The organism is Acinetobacter sp. WCHA39, from assembly GCF_002165385.1.
Taxonomy (GTDB): domain Bacteria; phylum Pseudomonadota; class Gammaproteobacteria; order Pseudomonadales; family Moraxellaceae; genus Acinetobacter.
This window is the reverse complement of record NZ_NHRP01000031.1, coordinates 1-19,163: the sequence shown is the minus strand read 5'-3', so window position 1 is coordinate 19,163 and position 19,163 is coordinate 1. Positions and strand designations below refer to the sequence as shown.

14 protein-coding genes and 2 pseudogenes are annotated in these 19,163 nt (G+C 38.3%); 12 read left to right on the top strand and 4 right to left on the bottom strand.

The annotated features are described in order from the left end of the window. Positions 1 to 144: 144 nt before the first annotated feature. Positions 145 to 2,913, top strand: coding sequence for a M16 family metallopeptidase (locus tag CDG56_RS13445; protein ID WP_087548173.1), 2,769 nt, complete (start codon positions 145 to 147; stop codon positions 2,911 to 2,913). 48 nt (positions 2,914 to 2,961) lie between these two features. Here the strand turns inward: CDG56_RS13445 and CDG56_RS13440 are convergent, their stop codons facing one another. Continuing rightward, on the bottom strand, positions 2,962 to 3,348 hold the full coding sequence (locus tag CDG56_RS13440) for a DUF3144 domain-containing protein (protein ID WP_005157976.1): 387 nt from the start codon (positions 3,346 to 3,348) through the stop codon (positions 2,962 to 2,964). 104 nt (positions 3,349 to 3,452) lie between these two features. Between CDG56_RS13440 and CDG56_RS13435 the strand changes: the two genes are divergently transcribed. Beyond that, entirely contained in the window at positions 3,453 to 4,085 is a 633-nt protein-coding gene (locus CDG56_RS13435; protein WP_005157974.1) for a hypothetical protein, read from the top strand. Between the two features lie 104 nt (positions 4,086 to 4,189). Here the strand turns inward: CDG56_RS13435 and CDG56_RS13430 are convergent, their stop codons facing one another. Continuing rightward, complete coding sequence (locus CDG56_RS13430; protein WP_087548172.1) at positions 4,190 to 5,638, bottom strand: CYTH and CHAD domain-containing protein; 1,449 nt, start codon at positions 5,636 to 5,638, stop codon at positions 4,190 to 4,192. 137 nt (positions 5,639 to 5,775) lie between these two features. Here CDG56_RS13430 and CDG56_RS13425 point away from each other — a divergent pair. The 8 genes and pseudogenes from CDG56_RS13425 to hemL all read left to right on the top strand — a co-directional run bounded on the left by CDG56_RS13425 (position 5,776) and on the right by hemL (position 14,180). Further along, positions 5,776 to 6,877, top strand: a pseudogene (locus CDG56_RS13425) (IS3 family transposase). 44 nt (positions 6,878 to 6,921) lie between these two features. Continuing rightward, entirely contained in the window at positions 6,922 to 7,233 is a 312-nt protein-coding gene (locus CDG56_RS13420; protein WP_087548171.1) for a hypothetical protein, read from the top strand. A gap of 92 nt (positions 7,234 to 7,325) precedes the next feature. Continuing rightward, positions 7,326 to 7,796, top strand: a complete 471-nt coding sequence (locus tag CDG56_RS13415; protein WP_087548170.1) for a hypothetical protein — start codon at positions 7,326 to 7,328, stop codon at positions 7,794 to 7,796. Between the two features lie 224 nt (positions 7,797 to 8,020). Further along, entirely contained in the window at positions 8,021 to 8,965 is a 945-nt protein-coding gene (locus tag CDG56_RS13410) for a hypothetical protein (RefSeq protein WP_143225723.1), read from the top strand. A gap of 319 nt (positions 8,966 to 9,284) precedes the next feature. Continuing rightward, complete coding sequence (locus CDG56_RS13405; protein WP_087548168.1) at positions 9,285 to 10,964, top strand: hypothetical protein; 1,680 nt, start codon at positions 9,285 to 9,287, stop codon at positions 10,962 to 10,964. 197 nt (positions 10,965 to 11,161) lie between these two features. Continuing rightward, positions 11,162 to 12,169: a S1 family serine peptidase gene (locus CDG56_RS13400; RefSeq protein WP_227519070.1), complete on the top strand. Its 1,008-nt coding sequence runs from the start codon at positions 11,162 to 11,164 to the stop codon at positions 12,167 to 12,169. Between the two features lie 46 nt (positions 12,170 to 12,215). Continuing rightward, positions 12,216 to 12,827 (top strand): thiamine phosphate synthase, encoded by a 612-nt coding sequence (thiE, locus tag CDG56_RS13395; RefSeq protein WP_087543747.1) that lies wholly within the window; start codon positions 12,216 to 12,218, stop codon positions 12,825 to 12,827. A gap of 51 nt (positions 12,828 to 12,878) precedes the next feature. After that, positions 12,879 to 14,180, top strand: coding sequence for a glutamate-1-semialdehyde 2,1-aminomutase (gene hemL, locus CDG56_RS13390; RefSeq protein WP_087548167.1), 1,302 nt, complete (start codon positions 12,879 to 12,881; stop codon positions 14,178 to 14,180). A 46-nt stretch (positions 14,181 to 14,226) separates the two neighbouring features. On the opposite strand, the pseudogene CDG56_RS13385 reads toward hemL, so the two are convergent. Further along, a pseudogene (locus tag CDG56_RS13385) lies at positions 14,227 to 14,424 on the bottom strand (DUF5713 family protein); the annotation flags it as partial. Positions 14,425 to 14,674: 250 nt separating this feature from the next. Here CDG56_RS13385 and CDG56_RS13380 point away from each other — a divergent pair. Both CDG56_RS13380 and rapA read left to right on the top strand, forming a co-directional pair. Continuing rightward, positions 14,675 to 15,319 (top strand): RluA family pseudouridine synthase, encoded by a 645-nt coding sequence (locus CDG56_RS13380; protein ID WP_171294981.1) that lies wholly within the window; start codon positions 14,675 to 14,677, stop codon positions 15,317 to 15,319. Between the two features lie 186 nt (positions 15,320 to 15,505). Further along, positions 15,506 to 18,334 (top strand): RNA polymerase-associated protein RapA, encoded by a 2,829-nt coding sequence (gene rapA / locus CDG56_RS13375; RefSeq protein WP_087548166.1) that lies wholly within the window; start codon positions 15,506 to 15,508, stop codon positions 18,332 to 18,334. A 60-nt stretch (positions 18,335 to 18,394) separates the two neighbouring features. Here the strand turns inward: rapA and dps are convergent, their stop codons facing one another. Continuing rightward, a complete protein-coding gene (gene dps / locus CDG56_RS13370) occupies positions 18,395 to 18,889 on the bottom strand; it encodes a DNA starvation/stationary phase protection protein Dps (protein WP_004663234.1) in 495 nt (164 codons plus the stop codon). Between the last annotated feature and the right edge of the window lie 274 nt (positions 18,890 to 19,163).

Sequence of the window (19,163 nt, the reverse complement as noted above, 5' to 3'; positions counted from 1 at the left end):
ATTTTAACTAAACCGCTATAAAAACATAGAAAAAAGCTGTTTAAATACACAGCTTTTTTCAAAACATAACTATTAAAAATTTAAACCATTATCTAGTATAGCTTGTTGTTTTTATTTAAATCACCAAAAAAACTCGGATAATCTATGTTAATGCGGTTTAAGCAGCTTACTCTCTCACTTTGTTTGATCGGGTTGAGTGCAACGTCTTGGTCTCAGACAGTACTCGTAAAAAGTGAAAAAAATATTGAAGAATACAAATTAGATAATGGTTTCAGAGTTATCCTTGCACCAAATGATAAAGAAAATAAAGTCTATGTAAATACCGTGTATTTAACAGGCTCTCTTAACGATCCTAAAGGGAAAAGTGGTCTTGCTCATTTGCTTGAACATTTGGCATTTAAAGGCACACAAAATGTCAAAGGTGAGGAGTTTCAGCGTCGTTTGGATCAATTCACTTTAATGACCAATGCCAGTACCGATTATTATTCAACTAAATATTTAAATATTGTTCGTCCTGAAAAAAATGCACTGAATGAAATTCTATACCTTGAGTCTGAGCGTATGGATAAATTAGTGCTACAAGAAAAATTTGTTCCATCTGAAATCGAAATCGTAAAACGTGAACGTGAAATTCGTATGGATCAACCGTTTGCAGTATTGATGGATCAGATGTGGAAAGCGGCTTATGGCAATCAATATTTAGGTCGATTGCCGATTGGTGATTTGCCTGAATTAAAGTCTATAAAAATGAATGAACTAAATCAGTTTTATAGAACATGGTATGCACCAAATAATGCTGTGATGGTCATTTCTGGAAAATTTGATAAATCAGAAGTATTAAATAAAATTGATCAATATTTTAGTCCGATTCCTGCACGTACTGTGCCTGCACCTGTTCAAGTTCCAGTCTTAGATTCTAGTAAGATTGAGCAGCGAAAATTCACGGTGCAAAAGGGTAGTGATCTTGCTAAATTCCACATTTATATGAATGGAAAAAATACGCAACTACAACCAGCATTAGCACTTGCACCAGCACTTTATACCATGCAGCCTAGTGGTACGTTGTATAAGAGCATGGTAGAAACAGGATTGAGTACAGCTGTTCAATCAACGACATGGTTGGACCAAGATTTTAATATGGTCTTTATGGGTGCAGTGTATGCGCCGAATCATGATGCAAAGAAAGTTGATGATGCGTTGATTGATGGTGTTGAGAATAGTCAATCATTTACCGACGCAGAATTACAACGTATCAAAACTATTACTCAAAATACCGCTGATACGATTGCAAATGATGCCGTTGCTTTGGGTTCTCGCCTTAGTGATTATGCAGTGTCTTCACACGGACAATGGGATCAATACTTCAAAGATTTACAAGCCATTCAAGATTTAAAATTAAATGATGCCAATCAAACATTAAAACAGTTTTTAGTATCATCGCATCGTATTTCGGGAGATATTCAGCCTACGCCTGAAGATCAAAAGAAAGCGATGACACTCAAGGCACAAGATAAACCTAAAACCTTAGATCAAAGTGCCGAAAAGCCTGAACCTTTGAAAGATGTTGCCATTTATCGACAAGAAGTCACTCAATTTGTCGCACAGTCTGCGCAGCAATTGCAAAAAAATGAGCAAAAAATTCAACGTGGTGAATTAAAGAATGGTATTCGCTATGCTTTATTCCCAACCACAACACGTGATGACAAAACCTATGCCACGATTAGCTTAGATTTTGGTACAGAAAAATCACTGTTTGGTAAAGGAGTGACCTTAGATTTAACCAGTTATTTAATGTTGCGTGGTTCTGAAAAACATACACTGCAAGAAATTACAGATAAAGCGATTGCAGCAAGTGGTGGAGCATCTATCACTTCAAATGGTAATGGTTTAACAATTGGGATTCAGGCAAAAAAAGATAAGTTTGAAGATTTTTTAAACTTTATTGTCGATGTGATGAAGCAACCTAAATTTGCACAATCGGAATTTGATTTAGCAAAAAATCAGAGTTTATCTGCATTAGATCGACCTTATACTGAACCTGCTGTAGTCGCATCTATGACTTTGGCAAGATTACTCGAAACCTATCAACCAGGTGATTTGCGTTATCACTTTGAACCAGAGTTTGCGAAGCAGCAGTTAAATGCGGCTACGCAAGCACAGGTGAAGCAATTCTATGATCAATTCTTTGTGACAGATCATGGTCAAATTGCTGTGACAGGTGATTTCGATCCGAAAAAAATGCAAAGCATGCTACAGAAAGCATTTGGACAGTGGAAAACGAAACAGCCGTACCAAAAAATTACTTCTCCTTATGTTGCTTTCAAAGCTGAAAAAGTACATGCTCTATCTGAGCAACGTGAGTTTGGTAGCTATCAAAGTATCCTGACGATTCCAGTAGGTGCTTATCATCAAGATGCTCCCGCACTCATTATCCTTAGCCATATTATGGGTAACTCGCAATTGTCTTCTCGCTTGGCGCAGGAATTACGTGAGAAAAATGCCCTTGTTTATGGATTTGGAAGTAATCTTGATCTAGATTCTGATACCGATAGTGGATCAATTAGTATTACTGCGAATTATACAACTGGTCGTTCTGATCAAGTTTCTCAATCTGTTCATAAAGTATTAACTGATTTGCTAAGCAAAGGTGTGTCTGAACAAGAGGTTGAAGCAGCCAAAGCCGATATTATGAAGAAGCGTGTGACTTCATTAGAAGATGAACGAAATATTCATAGTATGCTTACGGGTCAATTAGAGCGAAATAAGACATTGATGGATCGTGCTGAACGAGATCAAGCACTTGCAAAGTTGAGTAAGGCAGATGTAGATGCTGTAATTAAAAAATACATCAAATTGGATCAGTTTGTGGAAGTGATGGCTGACCAATATGGTAAAGCCCAAGACTTAAAATAACAGACCAAAAGAAAGCCACCCTTAGGTGGCTTTCTTTTTACGTTTAGATTATTCGTGATCGTGTTTATGCGTATGAAAATCTTCATTTTTACGGAAGCGTAAGTAATTTTCAAACTGCTCGCAATATTCGTCAAAGTTGTCTTCAAGCATCATTTGAAACTGTTGCAATAAATAAGACATCACCTGTTCTTTGGCATCGCGCATTTCATTGCCATCTTTAAAATTATTTGCTGCAACCCACGTATTAAAACGAGCTGTTGCAAATAACATGGCAGCGCTGACTTGTCCACGTAACTCTTCTGGTTTGGGTTGCTGTCCTTTTGGTGGGCGACAAAACTCATTGGCTTGTTTGATAAATTCATCTGCTCGCTCAAAAAATATCGCATTTAAAGCTTCTTCTTCTGTCACATCAGTGGCATTAATTTTTTGAGACATGATTTTTCCCAACAACAAATAAGACACGATATTATAGACAAAGCCTTGCGGAAACTAAACCTTTGGCTTAATCTAAAATAGCCTAAGTAATTAGAATAATCACTATGCAAGATGCGATTGCAATTCAAAGCCTTAAAACGGATATCGCTTTACTACGTCAACATATTCATCCACCCCAATATTTAGAGCATGTCGAAGGTTTGCCGATTTATTATGGTTTAAAGGACGAGGTCGATGAATACTACCAACAATGGCAACCTTTGATTGAAAGGGCGCAGCAACTCTGTCAGCCTTTTATGGAGGATGATGTCGTTGATGCGATTCATTTACCGAGCCATCTAAATTTGCCACTGTTTTTCTTTCATGTAGATCGTATTCGAATTAATAAAACACGGGCTAAAGAATCTAAGACTTTTCGTGGCGTAGCGGCTTTGCTCGAAAAATGTGGAAAATTTGAGACCGATCAGATTTTTGCGATGCAGGAATGGCTGGGTAGTGATGATACTGCGGCTTTGGTGGCACATCGTGAGTTTATTGATTTACGAACTTATGTCTTTCAACATGGACAAAGTGAATATACGCGTACCCGTTTTTATATGAATGGCGTGATTTTAAGTGTTGAGCCGCATTTTAAATTGGTAGATGCGCGAGATAAGCCACGTAAGCAGCGTAATGATAGTTATAGTGATCCGATTGCCGATAATGGGACATGGAAGATTTTTGGGAAATATCGATAGAATTTGATAATTTCTCATCAAGTCAAGCTTTTCATCCCCCTCTTTTTCAAAGAGGGGTGAGTTGAAATTTATACTGATCAGTATTTGGGTTTGTGTAGAGATTGCTATTTCCAGAAAATATCTTTAGCCGATAAATGCTGTAACTTTTTATTAGTTTTCTTTGCGACGTGCGGCTGCTGTGCCTTAACCCAACCTAAAGCAAATAAAAATTGTGGTTGTTTTAGCGCCTGCTTTTCAAAAATCTGTTCCGCCACAAATAGATCATTATAAAAACCTAAATACTCCTGAATTGGCTCAAGTTTATTTAGAAATTGCTGAATCTCTTTTTCAAGATAAAGCCTAGAAATAAAATCGATGCAATAACGCAATTGCTTAATACGCTTACGAGTACGATGTTGTTTTTCAACTGTAAGTGTAGAAAACTGAGTTGCGTCCATTAAAATTTTATGAAAAAGCTTGCTCAAACTCTTAGCCACTTGTTTAGATAATTTTGATTTCGATTCATCACCACAATATATAAAACTAAATAATGATAAGAATAGCTGTGTTGTTTTAGCTCCGCTGAAAAGCTTGGCGATATTGGAATCTATTTCAGCATCAACAGGAAATTCAAAATCACAGCTTTGTTTTATAAGCGGAATCACAGAATCCTGAATTGCATCGTGATCACGTAATTGCCCCAAAGCCTTAAAAAGTTCTGCTAATTCATTTTCCCAAGTTGGATCAATCTGTGCTGACCAATTTGAAAAATGTTTTAAAGCAGAACGTAAGCGACGCAAGCCGACACGTGCTTGATGAATATGATCGGCTTCAGCAACACCATCGGCAATTGCGGCAGTATTCGGCAATATGTGGTTTAAGGTATTTTCGACGATCAGTTTAAGCGACTGTTCCGCACTAAGTTCAGATTCTAAATTGAGCTGTTTGGCTTTGGTCGCAGGAGAAACACGTTTGCCAACTGCGAGTAAATTACCTCGTTCCGCTTTGCTACGCACATCAAGCCATAATTGATATTTATCTACCCATGTCTTGGTAAAATCAATTAAGTCCTGTGCTGTACCTTGTTTGAGTTCAAATTCGACTTCACAAATTTTGGCTTGATCGGTTGGAGTACGAATTTCACCATCATCTAAGCAAACTTCAATCTGTGAATCTTGAAACTCAAACACATGGAAACTTCGTTGTACGTCTGTTTGAAACTGTAATTCTAGCTTAGCAGGAGCATCACCTAAAATCTCACGTAGCACCGTTTGAACGGTTCGATTGTGCTGATAAAGTGATAGATCAAGTTCGGGTTCTTGTTCAGATTTACCCAGATAAATATCTTCTTCAATGCGCTGTAGATGATTTTTACTGGCGGCTTTAAAGGTTTGTACCCAATGCTCACCTTCTTGGCGTAAACGGATAGCGACATGGTTTTTGGCAAGTAAGCGGTCAGCGGTATCATAATATTTGGCTTGGAGCTGAATTTTTTGCGCTTTTTGCTTATTCAATATTTGTAAAACACTTTTTTTCTTAGATTCAGGAAGTTGAAATTTAAGCTCTATTTCCATTATGTTATGACTCCTGAGCGCAAAGAATGATAAATATAAAATGAGTATAACGGGTTGACCTCAAGAATGATTGATGTGTGCTTAAAAAACATGAGGGTTTAACTTGGTAAACTATACATACTCATTAGGAGTTTACCATGAGCAAGAAACAGAAGACTTACACCGCAGAATTTAAAGCTGAAGCCATAAAAGCCATTGAAGAGAACCAAGGTAATGTATCGGAATCCGCTAGACAACTTGGCATTTCAATACAAACCCTTTCGAACTGGAATAACAAAGCAAAGGCTGGAACTTTAGCAGGTACAAAACAGCTGAAATGGAACGTGAATTTTTACAAAAGGCAGCAGCGTACTTTGCCAAAGAAAGTCAGTGAGGTACGCCTATATGAAATCGCAAAGCCACTTATTTCCGATTATTTTAATGGCTCGATTACTTCGTGTATCCGTTTCTCGCTTTTATGATTGGCTAAAGCGAGGCATGAGTAAAAGATCAATTCAGCGAAATCAGCAGACAATTTTGGTCAAAATAGCCCATGAAGAAACCAAACAAAGCTATGGCTATGTTCGATTAACCAAGCATTTACAAGCGCAAGGTATCAAAATAAGTACGTATGCTGTGCGCCAAATAAAAAAATCAAATCAGTTGTATTGTAAGCGCCATAAGCGTTTCAAAAGAACCACGAACAGTGATCACAACCGTTCTATTTATGACAATTTACTCAAGCAACAGTTTTCAATGACGAAGCCTAATCTTGCGTGATCGAGTGACATTACCTACATTTGGACGGCTGAGGGCTGGTTGTACTTGGCAGCTGTCAAATATCTTTACACGAAACAGGTTGTTGGCTATAGCTTAAATGAGCGCATGACAGCCAAGCTTGTTTGTGATGCATTGAATATGGCTATTGGCAATCAGAAACCTGCTAAAGATCTCATTGTACATTCAGACAGAGGCAGCCAATATTGCAGTAATGAATATCGAAACTTACTTGAGAAATTTGATTTTCAGGGTTCAATGAGCAAAAAAGGCGACTGCTTTGATAATGCACCGATAGAGAGTTTCTGGGGCATACTCAAAAATGAACTAGTCCATCATCGCAACTACAAAACAAGGGAAGAAGCCAAAGCGGATATTACAAAATATATAGAGTTATTTTATAATCAGCGAAGAATTCAAAAAGGCTTGGATTTTAAGACACCAAATCAAATGGCAGAAGACTTTTATCGGTTAGCTGCCTAGAATCTCCCAAGTGAAAGTCTCCTGCTAATTCAGCACACATCAAATTGGCAATTGCTGCGGTCTTGGGTACTTTATTATTGGGAGGCTGTGGTGGTTCAGACGATATCGTTAATGCAATTAAGGATGAGATTAAAGACAATCTTAAGGAGCAAATTCCAACAGGTACAGTCGATTGGGGAAGTAAGGAGACTGTAAATAATATTACACTCACAACTTTAGGAATGTTTCAAACTTTTGGTCCAGTTGACAATCTGGTTTGGGCAGCAGATGAAGCTAAAAAAATAGAAAATGTGTTTCAGGAGATTATCAAAAGAGTGGTGACAGCATTATCTTTAATAATTGTAAAGGTCTTTTAGAGGGAGATCCGAATGCTATTATTTCAGGTAGTGTTAAAGTAAAAGCGGGTTCAAATCAGAATTCAAACAGCTACAACTATGACAAATTTACGGTGCTTGATGGGGATGGCGATAAGACAACCGTAACTGGATATCTGAATGTTTCAAATAATGCCAATGATACTGAAGGTTCGGTAGCTACAGACTATTTAAAAATAACTTTTACAGAAAAAGTTAATAATCAAGTGAAAGATTATGAATATGGATTAGTTTCATATCAAAGTAACTGGAAAGATTTAGGTAATGATGCTTTTTCCCTTAATTCCAATGGGACGTATTATGCCAAAGGCGAGAAAATTGGAGACTATGCGGTTAAATTTCAGACAGTAAAACCATTCATATTTGAAAGTGAAGATGCTAATCCGACTGATGGTTTGCTCAAATTTGAGGATCTAGCCAATAGCCGTAACTCTGTTACTTTAAGTGCCAATAGTGATGGAAAAACGGTGATGTATCAATCTTTAAATAATGGTCAACAGTTCATCAATGAAACCATTACTTGGGATGATATTTGGGATTTTTAAGCACATCTTTATTTAGCCGCATTTTTTAATGCGGCTTTTTATTTTATTGGATGAAAAATAAACTACTTAAAATCCTGAATATGAATGTTTTAATAAAGTTTATTCCTCATTTGAGGAATGTTTTGTTTAGTATAAATACAATATGATTGATATGTTTTGCATGTGGCGATTGCGCTAGTTTTTGTCTATCAAAATGGCATGCTTTAAAAAGGGGAAGTTTTAATATGAATAGATATATGTTGGCCTGTGGGGTCTGTCTGGTTTCCACAGCCACTATGGCAGAATTGAATGTAAATGTAACACGTCAGGAAAATAGTCAGGTGACTACAGCACCCGTCATGATGCAGGAGCAAAATACCATCAATGGGGCTGGAATCGAATCGACAAAAGTCATTCAAACGCCTGTGCTGGAACAGGGATTTAATTCATCCATTGTGACGGAACCTGTGATCCAGCCAGCTTCAAAAGCAGAAACTGGTGAGGAAAACCTGACAAAACGCATTTTAGGTCTGAACTATACTCATGATAGTAAACCATTTATTGCATTTGCCGAGGCTGGAATTTTTGGATTTGGAGCGGGAGTGGGTTTCTCCGTGAATCCATATATTGACCTGACAGCAGGGTTTAATAAGGGTTCATGGAAAGATGTTGAGTTTACATCTTTTGAACTCATGGATGGAACGAAATATAAAATGGATATTGATACAGACGTTAAATCGTTTTATGCCAATATTCGTCCATTTGCAGGCAAATTCCATGTAACGCTTGGCATGGTGAATCAGGATAATAAGATTAAAGGCTCGCTTGAACCAAATGAAGACAACACCTTGTTTGGAACGGCTGAATATGTTTTTGACGATGCTACTTTTGATGCGAATGAAGTGGGTAAAGTCTATGGCAGCCTACATTATGAAAAGAAAACCATGCCATATATTGGCATTGGCTGGAGTCCAGCATTAACAAGCCGTTTTGGATTAACCACACAGATTGGCGCATTGTATGCGGGCAAGCCGACCATCGAGTTATATCCTGAAAATGGCAACCTTGCTGTACAGGATAAAGATAAAACTACAACTTTAGGTGATGCATTAGAGGCGGAAAAAGAATCGTTTAAATCAAATCTTGAATGGTTTCCAGTGGCAAAGTTAGGGCTTTGGCTCCGTTTTTAATCATTTAATCTTAACTGTGTAATTTTTGCCGCATCTCCAGTGCGGTTTTTTTTAATAATTATTTCCTCTGTACACCACCAAACATTTTACATGTGACTTGTTCCACTTTGGATATTTGTTTAAGATGAGATGTAACTCATTGAAATGTGTCATCATATTCGTCGTCAGAAAACAAGTATTATGCCATTATTTCAATGAGTTATCTTTTTTTGTCTTGTACAAAGAATTATTTTCTGAGATTTATACCTCATTTGGGGAATAGACAGCCCTTAAATTTTCTTTAATGCTAAAGAAGGGCAATATAAGCAAGGAGATTGCTATGAAATATTCATTATTAAGTGTTTTAGTTGGAAGTTTATTATTGAGTGGTTGCGGTGGCGGGGAAGAAGAGAGCAAGTCATCAGTAATACAAGAACCGACAAAACCAATTGCTGGGTTAACAGCAAAAAGCTTTATTAGTACAGATAAGCAATCTGCATCTGTACAATTAGAAAGTAAAAATGGTTCAAAATTAGATTATTTGATAGATCAGACAGCGAATGGGAAGATGATTACCCAAGCGGTTACAACAGAAAAAAATGGAACGACAACCCGAACTTTATTTGATCCTTCTGGAAATATTGATCGGATTGTTGATGAAAAGACAGGCAACTTTATTCAATTTTATTGGCAATCAAATCGTTTAATTGTTACGAATCATGATAATAAAGGTGTATATCAAAGCGGCAGTGTGGTGAGTTATGATCAAAATGGTAAATTAGGGATAGCTCCTATTGTTGGAACGCCAAGTTTTACAGGACAAATTGTTGGACAAGTCCAAAGTTCGGACCCAGGTGCGTATACTTTAGTACCTAAAAATCAAATTGATGACTTAAAATTAATTACAGGTGATTTTCAGGCATTACCTGATGAGATGCAGGAAATTATCAAGGCTGATGCTTTAGTTCCTTCTGCAAAAGCGAAAGCAGTAAATAGTTTAGATACTGACAATGCATTTTCGTGGATTAATGAATCGTGGAAAAATAGTTTTGCTGAACAGACTCAACAAAATCGTAGAGGTCTATTGACAGGATTAGTTTTAGGTTCTGCCTGTGCTGGTTTTGTGCCTGGTTGTCAGGCTGTTGGTGTGGCTATTGCAGGAACAAGTGCTGCAATGTTAATAGGTGGTTTTACTGCACAGCAAGGTGGTCTAAGAGTCATTAATGATGTAAATACAGATGTTGGTTTGCCGCCTGTTGCTGAAGGCTTAAATTCCAAACTGAATCGTTTCCGTGATTCATTAATTAATGCTTGGCAACAGGGTACTAATCTGGTTGAGGCAACTAAGGGGGCAATACAAATAATTATTGATAAAGGCTTAGATAAATTGCCTACCTATACAGATGTATTGAGTACATCTTCCACTAGCGTTGTTGCATTACAAAATGAGATAGATAAAGCAACATTGCCTACTGCACAATCTGTTCCTATCGTGAATACGCCAGTATCAGGGATTTTAGCAAATAATAGTGGTCAGACTTATTCTTTGGATGGAACAGTTGGGGTTACGGGGCAAATAAATGTAACAGGACAGCAAAATAATGGCAGCCAGCTTGTAACTTTACAGGGAAATTTAACGAATAATACAGTCACAGGTACATACAAGAATAATGGCGGAGATACAGGGACTATAAGTGGTCAGAATGACACATTAGGTCAATGTGCGACCCAACAACAATCTGGTGGTCAGGGGTCTTTCTCTTATGCTTATAATATGGGGGCTGGCAAGGGTGATGTTTCAGTTTCGTATTCTATGTATAGTATTCCAGACCGCATGGATGTCTTTACACTAAATAGTGATAAAAAAGTTCAAGTATTTACTACCGATGGCTTAGTATCGGGTAATGGTTCAGGAACTTTTCAGGTTGCACCATATACGACTGTTTTTATTAGTATGACAGCACCAAGAAGTGGAACAGTTTGGGATTTTGAACTAACGTGTCCAACTAGTAATAGTTAATTTGATATCTTAAAGATAGGGAGTTTTTTAGAAACTCTCTATCTTTAAAGTGGAGCATGATTTTAGAAATAAAGTTTATCATTTTGATCAATGTGCATCATTTATTACTGTACAAAGTATAAAGTAATTTTGCAGATCTTGCGCCATTAATCCCATTTTTATTAATGACAGTAATCTAATGAAAGAGGCTGAATACTTTGTATAAATATCATATGGCTTTGATGGGTATCTTATGGAGTATTGCTCAAATAAGCTTTGCACAGATAAGCCCCCAACCTCGTATTATTAACGGAAATATAGCATCTGAAGCACAAATTCCTTGGCAAGTTGCACTCATAACTAGTCCCTTAGACCCTTATCAATCCTACATTTGCTCAGGAAGCTTAGTTGCAGATCGTTGGGTGGTGACAGCAGCACATTGTATTGAACCACTCGAAAAACAAAACAGTGATTATTATATTTTGATTGGCGCACAAAATTTACAAAGTATTCAACTAGGACAAATTATTAAAGTTAAAAAGGGGCATATACATGAGAAATATAATAATCGTATTTATGATAACGATCTTGCACTATTAGAATTGGAAAGTGCTGTCGATTTTATAAGATGTGGTAAAAATTGCCAAACAATCGATATTATTAATCCAACTTTAGAAAAACAAAATGCATTGATTGCGAGTATGACGCACATTGCAGGGTGGGGCGTATTAGAGGATTGTGACAATAGTCAATCTCTAGTTTGTCAGCATTACGCAGGGCAAATGATGAGAAATCCTGCGCTGTATCCAACCACTTTAAGATATACCACGCTAAAATTAGCCAATTGTCTATCTTCATCATCATTATATAGCGCGCAACAAATCACTCAGAATATGCTTTGTGCAGAATCACCGATGCAAGACAGTCTTACAGATGCTTGTTATGGTGATAGCGGTGCAGGTTTAACGATAAACAATTTAGAAAAGCCATATCTGCTTGGGATTGCAAGTTGGGGTGTCGGTTGTGCCAAGGTGGGTTATCCTGGTGTTTATACGCGAGTTACAAATTACTCTGATTGGATAAACAACTATCTGCATCCAAGTACTATTCCAGAACAAAAAACTAGCCAAACAAATCAATCAGGTGGTGGAAGTGTCGGTATTTTCATGATTTTATTATTCGTAATATTAGCAATTACACGTGGGCGCTTTATTAAAAGTGCGTAATATTTTTGCTTTATACTTTAATACATGAAATTGATGAGTTTGAACTATGCGCGGTCTTTATCTGATTACCAATGATGATCCCCTCCAATTATTATTAGAAAAATTAGATGTGGCTTTGGCGACGGGGAATATTGCTATTTTACAATATCGCCGTAAAAAAGTGGCAAGAGTAGCTCAACCATCCGAAGTGCAACAAATCAAAGCACTTTGTGAAAAATACCAAGTTCCATTTGTAATTAATGATGATTTAGCTTTGGCAGAACAATTTGCTTTAGGCGTACATCTTGGACAATCTGATGGTGAAATTATCGATGCGACTGCACGTCTACCAGAGGGTGTGATTATTGGGCGCACTTGCTTAAACTCCTTAGAACTGGCTGAAAAGGCAATTGCTGAAGGTGCAACTTATGTGGCCTTTGGCGCAGTCTATGCCACTTCAACTAAACCTGAAGCAGGTAATGTTGGAATTGCAGTCATTCAACAAGCAAAGCAGACGTTTGAAGTACCAATATGTGCCATTGGTGGTTTGACCGTTGAAAATTCCCAAGTGGTCATCGAGGCAGGAGCAAGCCTTTGTGCGGTAATTAGTGATATATTAGGGCGATCAACAGCCGAAATTCCTGCTCGTGTAAATGCATGGGCAAAGTTATTTGCATAATTTTTTGCATCGTTTCGACATTTTATTCTTCGATTCTAGGTTGAGTCTTTTATGAGTTTATCTCCAAAGCAAGAACAGTTATTTAAACAAGCAAATAAACATATTCCAGGTGGTGTTAACTCACCTGTACGTGCATTTAACGGTGTGGGTGGTACGCCTGTCTTTATTGAAAAGGCAAAAGGTGCGTACTTGTGGGATGTTGATGGTAAGCGTTATGTGGATTATGTTGGTTCATGGGGACCAATGATTTTAGGTCATGCGCACCCCGATATTATCAAAGCGGTACAAACCGCAGCAGAAGATGGCCTAAGTTTTGGTGCACCAACGGTATATGAAACCACTTTGGCAGACACCATTTGCGAGATTATGCCTTCAATTGAATTGGTACGTATGACCAGCTCAGGTACTGAAGCCACCATGACCGCGATTCGTTTAGCACGTGGTTATACCGGGCGTGACAAGATTGTGAAATTTGAAGGCTGCTATCACGGTCATTCCGATTCATTATTGGTGAAAGCGGGTTCAGGTTTATTGACTTTGGGTGAAGGTGAGCCAACTTCAAAAGGCGTACCTGCTGATTTTGCAAAACATACCTTAACCTTGCCATATAACAATATTGAAGCTTTAAAAGAATGCTTTAGCAAGTTTGGTCATGAAATTGCAGGGGTCATCATTGAGCCTGTGGCAGGCAATATGAACTTGGTGACGCCGATCAACGGCTTCTTACAAGCGATTCGTGATGTTTGCGATGAGTACAAATCGGTATTTATTATTGATGAAGTGATGACAGGTTTCCGTGTTGCTTTAGGTGGCGCACAATCTGTTTATAATGTAAAACCAGATTTAACCACTTTAGGAAAAATTATTGGTGCAGGCTTACCAGTCGGTGCTTTTGGCGGCAAACGTGAAATAATGGAATGCATCGCACCTTTAGGCGGTGTTTATCAAGCAGGTACATTGTCAGGGAATCCATTGGCAATGCGTGCTGGTATCGCGATGTTCAAGCATCTCCGTGAACCTGAATTTTATGACAAGCTCGCTGCACAGCTCGCAAAATTACTTGCAGGGTTACAAGCTGCGGCAGATGAAGCGTGTATTCCATTTAAAACTCAGCAAGTCGGTGGCATGTTCGGTTTGTATTTCACCGATCAAGAGGACATTACCAGCTTTGATTCGATGTTAGCTTGTGATGTTGAAGCATTTAAGAGGTTCTTCCATGGAATGTTAAAGCGTGGTGTCTATCTTGCACCATCTGCATTTGAAGCAGGATTTATTTCGTCTATGCATTCAGATCAAGATATTGCAGAGACCATTCAAGCAGCAAGAGAAACTTTTGCAGAGATGAAAGGCTAAAATATAAAAAGCAAGCACACTACTGAGTGTGCTTGCTTTACAAAAATTACCAATCTCGTGTTGCTATAAGCTCTTCTATATCTGCATCAGTAAACCCATAAGCGCCAGCAATCACATCAAAATCATGCGCAATTGCTTCTCGTGCTGCCGTTTCGATTTCACTTTCTTTTTCCCAAAACTCTTCTTGCAACTCATTAAATTGCTCAGTTGTTGCATGAGTCAAAACATAGAGTTCTGCCAAAGTTTTGGGCTGGGTTAAGTTACTTTATTTTTTGTAATTTCGATATTGATATCAAATCAAATTTAAAAAACTTTATTTAAAACTATTGAGTTCGTGGTGACATACACCGTTTAGAGAAAACGATCAGTATTATTTGGGACTTAAATGTGAGTCATGCTAAAAAATAACCGAGTTAGCTAAAATTTGATTGTAATTTCTCTTCAAGCTTTTTATGATTGCCCGCTTGTTTTCATCCAGTCGTTGGAAGGCTACCTTGAGTGATTTTCTAAGTGAACATTTGATTCATCGTGATGAAGATTTTATGGTGATCCATAAACCTGCTGGGCTTCTGACAGTGCCAGGGAAAACACCCGATTTACAAGACTGTCTGATCAATCGTTTATTAAAATTAGAACCGAAAACTTTACTCATTCATCGTTTAGATCGAGATACCTCAGGCATTTTGGTGTTTGGTTTATCCAAATTTGGACAGAGCAATATTTCACGTCAATTCCAAGACCGTCAAACCTCAAAAATTTATCAAGCTTTGGTTGCTGGTCATTTAGAGGGTCAGGGCACAGTTGATATTCCTGTGATTTATGATCCAAGTCGTCCGCCATTACATATCGCTGATGCAGCACATCACAAACCTGCATTAACCGAATGGCAAGCCATTGAGCATTTCGAAATTCAAGGACAAGCAGTAACCCGAGTTAAATTGATTCCGATTACAGGCCGTTCACACCAACTTCGTGTGCATATGCAATATCTAGGTCATCCAATACTAGGAGATACCTTATATGCAACTCCTGAACAGCAACAGCTTTATGCACGTTTGTGTCTTCATGCAACACAACTTAGCTTCACTCATCCTAAAACAGGCACTCAACTCAGTTTTGACTACCCAGTGCCGTTTTAATCGTATTTTTTTTATCAAACTAGATGTAAAGCGCGCTATTTCAGTCAGCTTTATGTCAAAATATTAAGGTTATTTGGTGATTCATTTTCACCATAATACTAAATTTAAAACTACATAAAGTAGCTTAAACTTTCATCAGTTTAAGGCATGCAATATGTGGGCTAACATGAAAAAAGGTGGAATAAATTGCAGCCGTTTGCTATTGGTCAACGTTGGTTATCAGATACAGAAACTGAACTCGGTCTAGGTGTTCTTATTGATGTAGATGAACGTTCTATCAGTATTTTATTCCCGAAAAGTGATGAAACTCGTGTCTATGCACGTAACAATGCGCCTTTGTCTCGTATCATCTTTAATGTCAAAGATGAAGTGCAAGATCAAGAAGGTGTTAAGTGGATTGTTGAATCGGTTGAAGATCGTCATGGCGTGCTGCGTTATGATGTTGTTCGTAGCCTAGAAAATGGCGAACAAGAACGTAAGTCATTGAACGAAACCCGTATCGGTGCACAAATTCAGCTATCAAAACCTTTAGAGCGTTTGTTAGCGAGCCAAATTGATTATAAAGAATGGTATGACCTTCGTATTGAAGCGATGTTATTGCAAGCGAAAATGCATACCAGTCCTTTACGTGGTTTTCTAGGTGCGCGTGTGGGTTTGATTCCACATCAACTGTATATCGCACATGAAGTGGGTAAACGTTTTGCACCACGCGTATTGTTAGCCGATGAAGTCGGTTTAGGTAAAACCATTGAAGCGGGTTTGATTATTCATCAACAACTGAAAACAGGACGTTCAGAGCGTATCCTGATTTTAGTGCCTGATTCATTACAGTATCAGTGGATGATTGAAATGCGTCGTCGTTTCAATTTGCAATTCTCCCTGTTTGATTTAACACGTACCGCTTCGATCAAAGAACATGATCCTGATCTCAACCCATTCCTGACTGAGCAATGCATTATTGCCAGTGTTGATTTGATGGTTGACCATGATGATTTGCGTGAGCAAGCAGTCGAAGCAGGTTTTGATTTACTTGTAGTCGATGAAGCACACCATTTAATGTGGAGTGAAGAAGAAGGCGGTAATGATCGTTATGATCTTGTCGAAGAGTTGGCTGAACAAACAGCGGGTGTCTTACTTCTTACGGCAACGCCTGAACAACTCGGTGTTGAAAGTCATTTTGCACGTTTACGTTTACTTGATCCGCAACGTTTTAGTAGCTTAGATCGTTTCCTTGACGAAGAAGAACAATATCAGCAAACAGCTAAAGTTGCTGAAGTCTTAATGTCAGATGAAGCATTGACTGAAGAACATCTTGCTGCTCTGGATGGCTTATTGGGTCATCGTATTGATGATCAGCCTGAACAGCGTATGCGTGCGATTCACGAGTTGTTAGACCGTCACGGTACAGGTCGTATTTTATTCCGTAACACACGTGAAGCGATTCAAGGTTTCCCAGGTCGTGATTGCCAGCCAGCGCCTTTACCAGCACCAGAAGACTGGTCATTTGATGGCAAAATGCGAGAGCAAATGTGGCCAGAAGAAGGTCAACTCGATGGTGCTTGGATGGAAAATGATCCTCGTGTGCCATGGTTGATGGAAGTTCTACGCAAAGATTTGAAACATAAAAAAGTCTTGTTGATTGCACGTAGTGGACCAGTAGTTGAAGCACTTGAAAATGTATTGCGTTTACATGCAGGTATTCGTACTGCCATGTTCCATGAGGGCATGAGCTTATTGGAACGTGACCAAGCTGCGGCATACTTTGCCGAAGACAGTTACGGTGCTCAGATTCTTCTCTGTTCGGAAATTGGTTCAGAAGGACGTAACTTCCAGTTTGCCAGTGACTTGATCCTATTTGATCTACCTGCAAACCCTGACGTACTTGAACAACGTATTGGTCGTCTAGATCGTATTGGTCAGGAAAATCGCATTCAAATTCACGTGCCATATTTGATCGGTACAGCGCAAGAGCGTATGTTCCGTTGGTATAATGAAGCATTGAATATTTTCAGCAGTATTTCTCCGACGGCGCAAACGCTGCAAGAGAACTTTATTGTTGAATTGAAAGACTGTTTATTGGCTGATCAAGGTCAGACGTTTGAGGATTTACTTGAAGAAGTGAATCTACAACGTCAAGCTTTGGAAGCTGAGTTACAAGCGGGTCGTGATCGTTTGCTTGAGTACAACTCTTGTCGCCCAGTCGTTGCACAGGGCATTGTAAAAGCACTTGAAGACTATGATGACAACACGACTTTGCCAATGTTTGTGAAGCGTTTCATGTCATCGACCAATATTGACTTTGATGAGCAAAGCAATGGTACGGTGATCATCAAACCAACGGATCAAATGCAAGTTCAAGGCATTACCTTGGACGAAGAAGGCATGACAGCAACTTTCTATCGTGATCAGGCTCAAATCCGTGAAGATGCACAATATTTGACCTTGGAACACCCATTTATTGAAAGTGTGATGGAAATGATCCGCACACAATCATTTGGTAGTACTAACGTTGCATTACTTAAATCGAATGCGTTAAAACAAGGTTCGGTCTTACTCGAAGTTTGGTTTAAGGTCGATGTAGTTGCACCAAAAGGGTTGAACTTACCGTCAAGTTTGCCGAAGCAATTGATTCGCGTATTACTGAGTGAAACAGGTCAAGATTTATCTGCCAAGATCGATCCAAGTATTTTACGCCCATATTTGCATCATCTCGATGGTAATAGCTGCCGTCAAGTTGTGAAAGCACGCCGTGATGTAATTGAACAGCGTTACGCACAAGCTTTAGATATTGCCAAAACCTCTTTACCTGAATTGATGCAACAAGCCAAAGAGCATTATGGCAGCAAATGGCAATATGAAATTGACCGTTTAACTTATCTTAAGCAATTTAACCCAAGTATTCGTCAAGATGAAATTGAGCGTTTACAAAAGTTCCAGAAAGAGGGTCTAAGCTTATTAGATGGTCTTTCTGTGACTCCAGAAGCGATTCAAGTCTTAGTTGTAGTTAAACCATAATTACGACTGATGTAATAAGAAAGAGGACCAATCGTCCTCTTTTTTATATCGTGAATATACTTAATTTTGATCGATATTGGCTTCTAAGAACCATAAATATTGATCCAGATCTTCGAGTGCTGCATGGATAATATCTTCAGAGATTGGATCTTTAATTTGCTCGATTGTATCTCGAAGATGATTTGCAACGACACCATAACGATCAGCTAGCTCTTTTAAGTGATCTTGCACTGCATGGATTGCAACAGGGTAAGGCTTGAGATGTGAGGTCTCTGAAACCGTTTGGGTTGTTCCGAGCGCTGTTCCACCAATCTGTACCGCACGCTCTGCGACATTGTCTAAATGGGTGATCAATGAAGTACGGAACATATCTAACATTTCATGTACCGCAATAAAATTACTACCCCGCATATTCCAATGCGCTTGTTTGGTAAGCAATGATAGATCAATAAGATTTGCAAGAATTTGATTTAAAATTTTAACGGTGGCTTCTTTGATAGAATCATCTAAATTATTACGAGTATATACTTTCAAAGCCGCTGCTGAAGAATTCATAGTTACCTCATTCAATTATAATGTAATGAAACATCGTGAATAAAAACCATTCTGTTCTAGCTTAAGCGCAGAATGCCTGAATGAATGTTTTAATTCGCAAGGCTTTTGTAATTTTCCTTATCATCATTTTTCTTTTTATTACTTTGCTAAATCAGTCGCAATGATAAATTGATCTATTGAATCTGAATAGCCCGAATTGAATAGCCACCAAAATTCTAGACACATATAACCATCTTTTGATGGGCCTTTTCATAATCTAATGGAGAACGCTGAC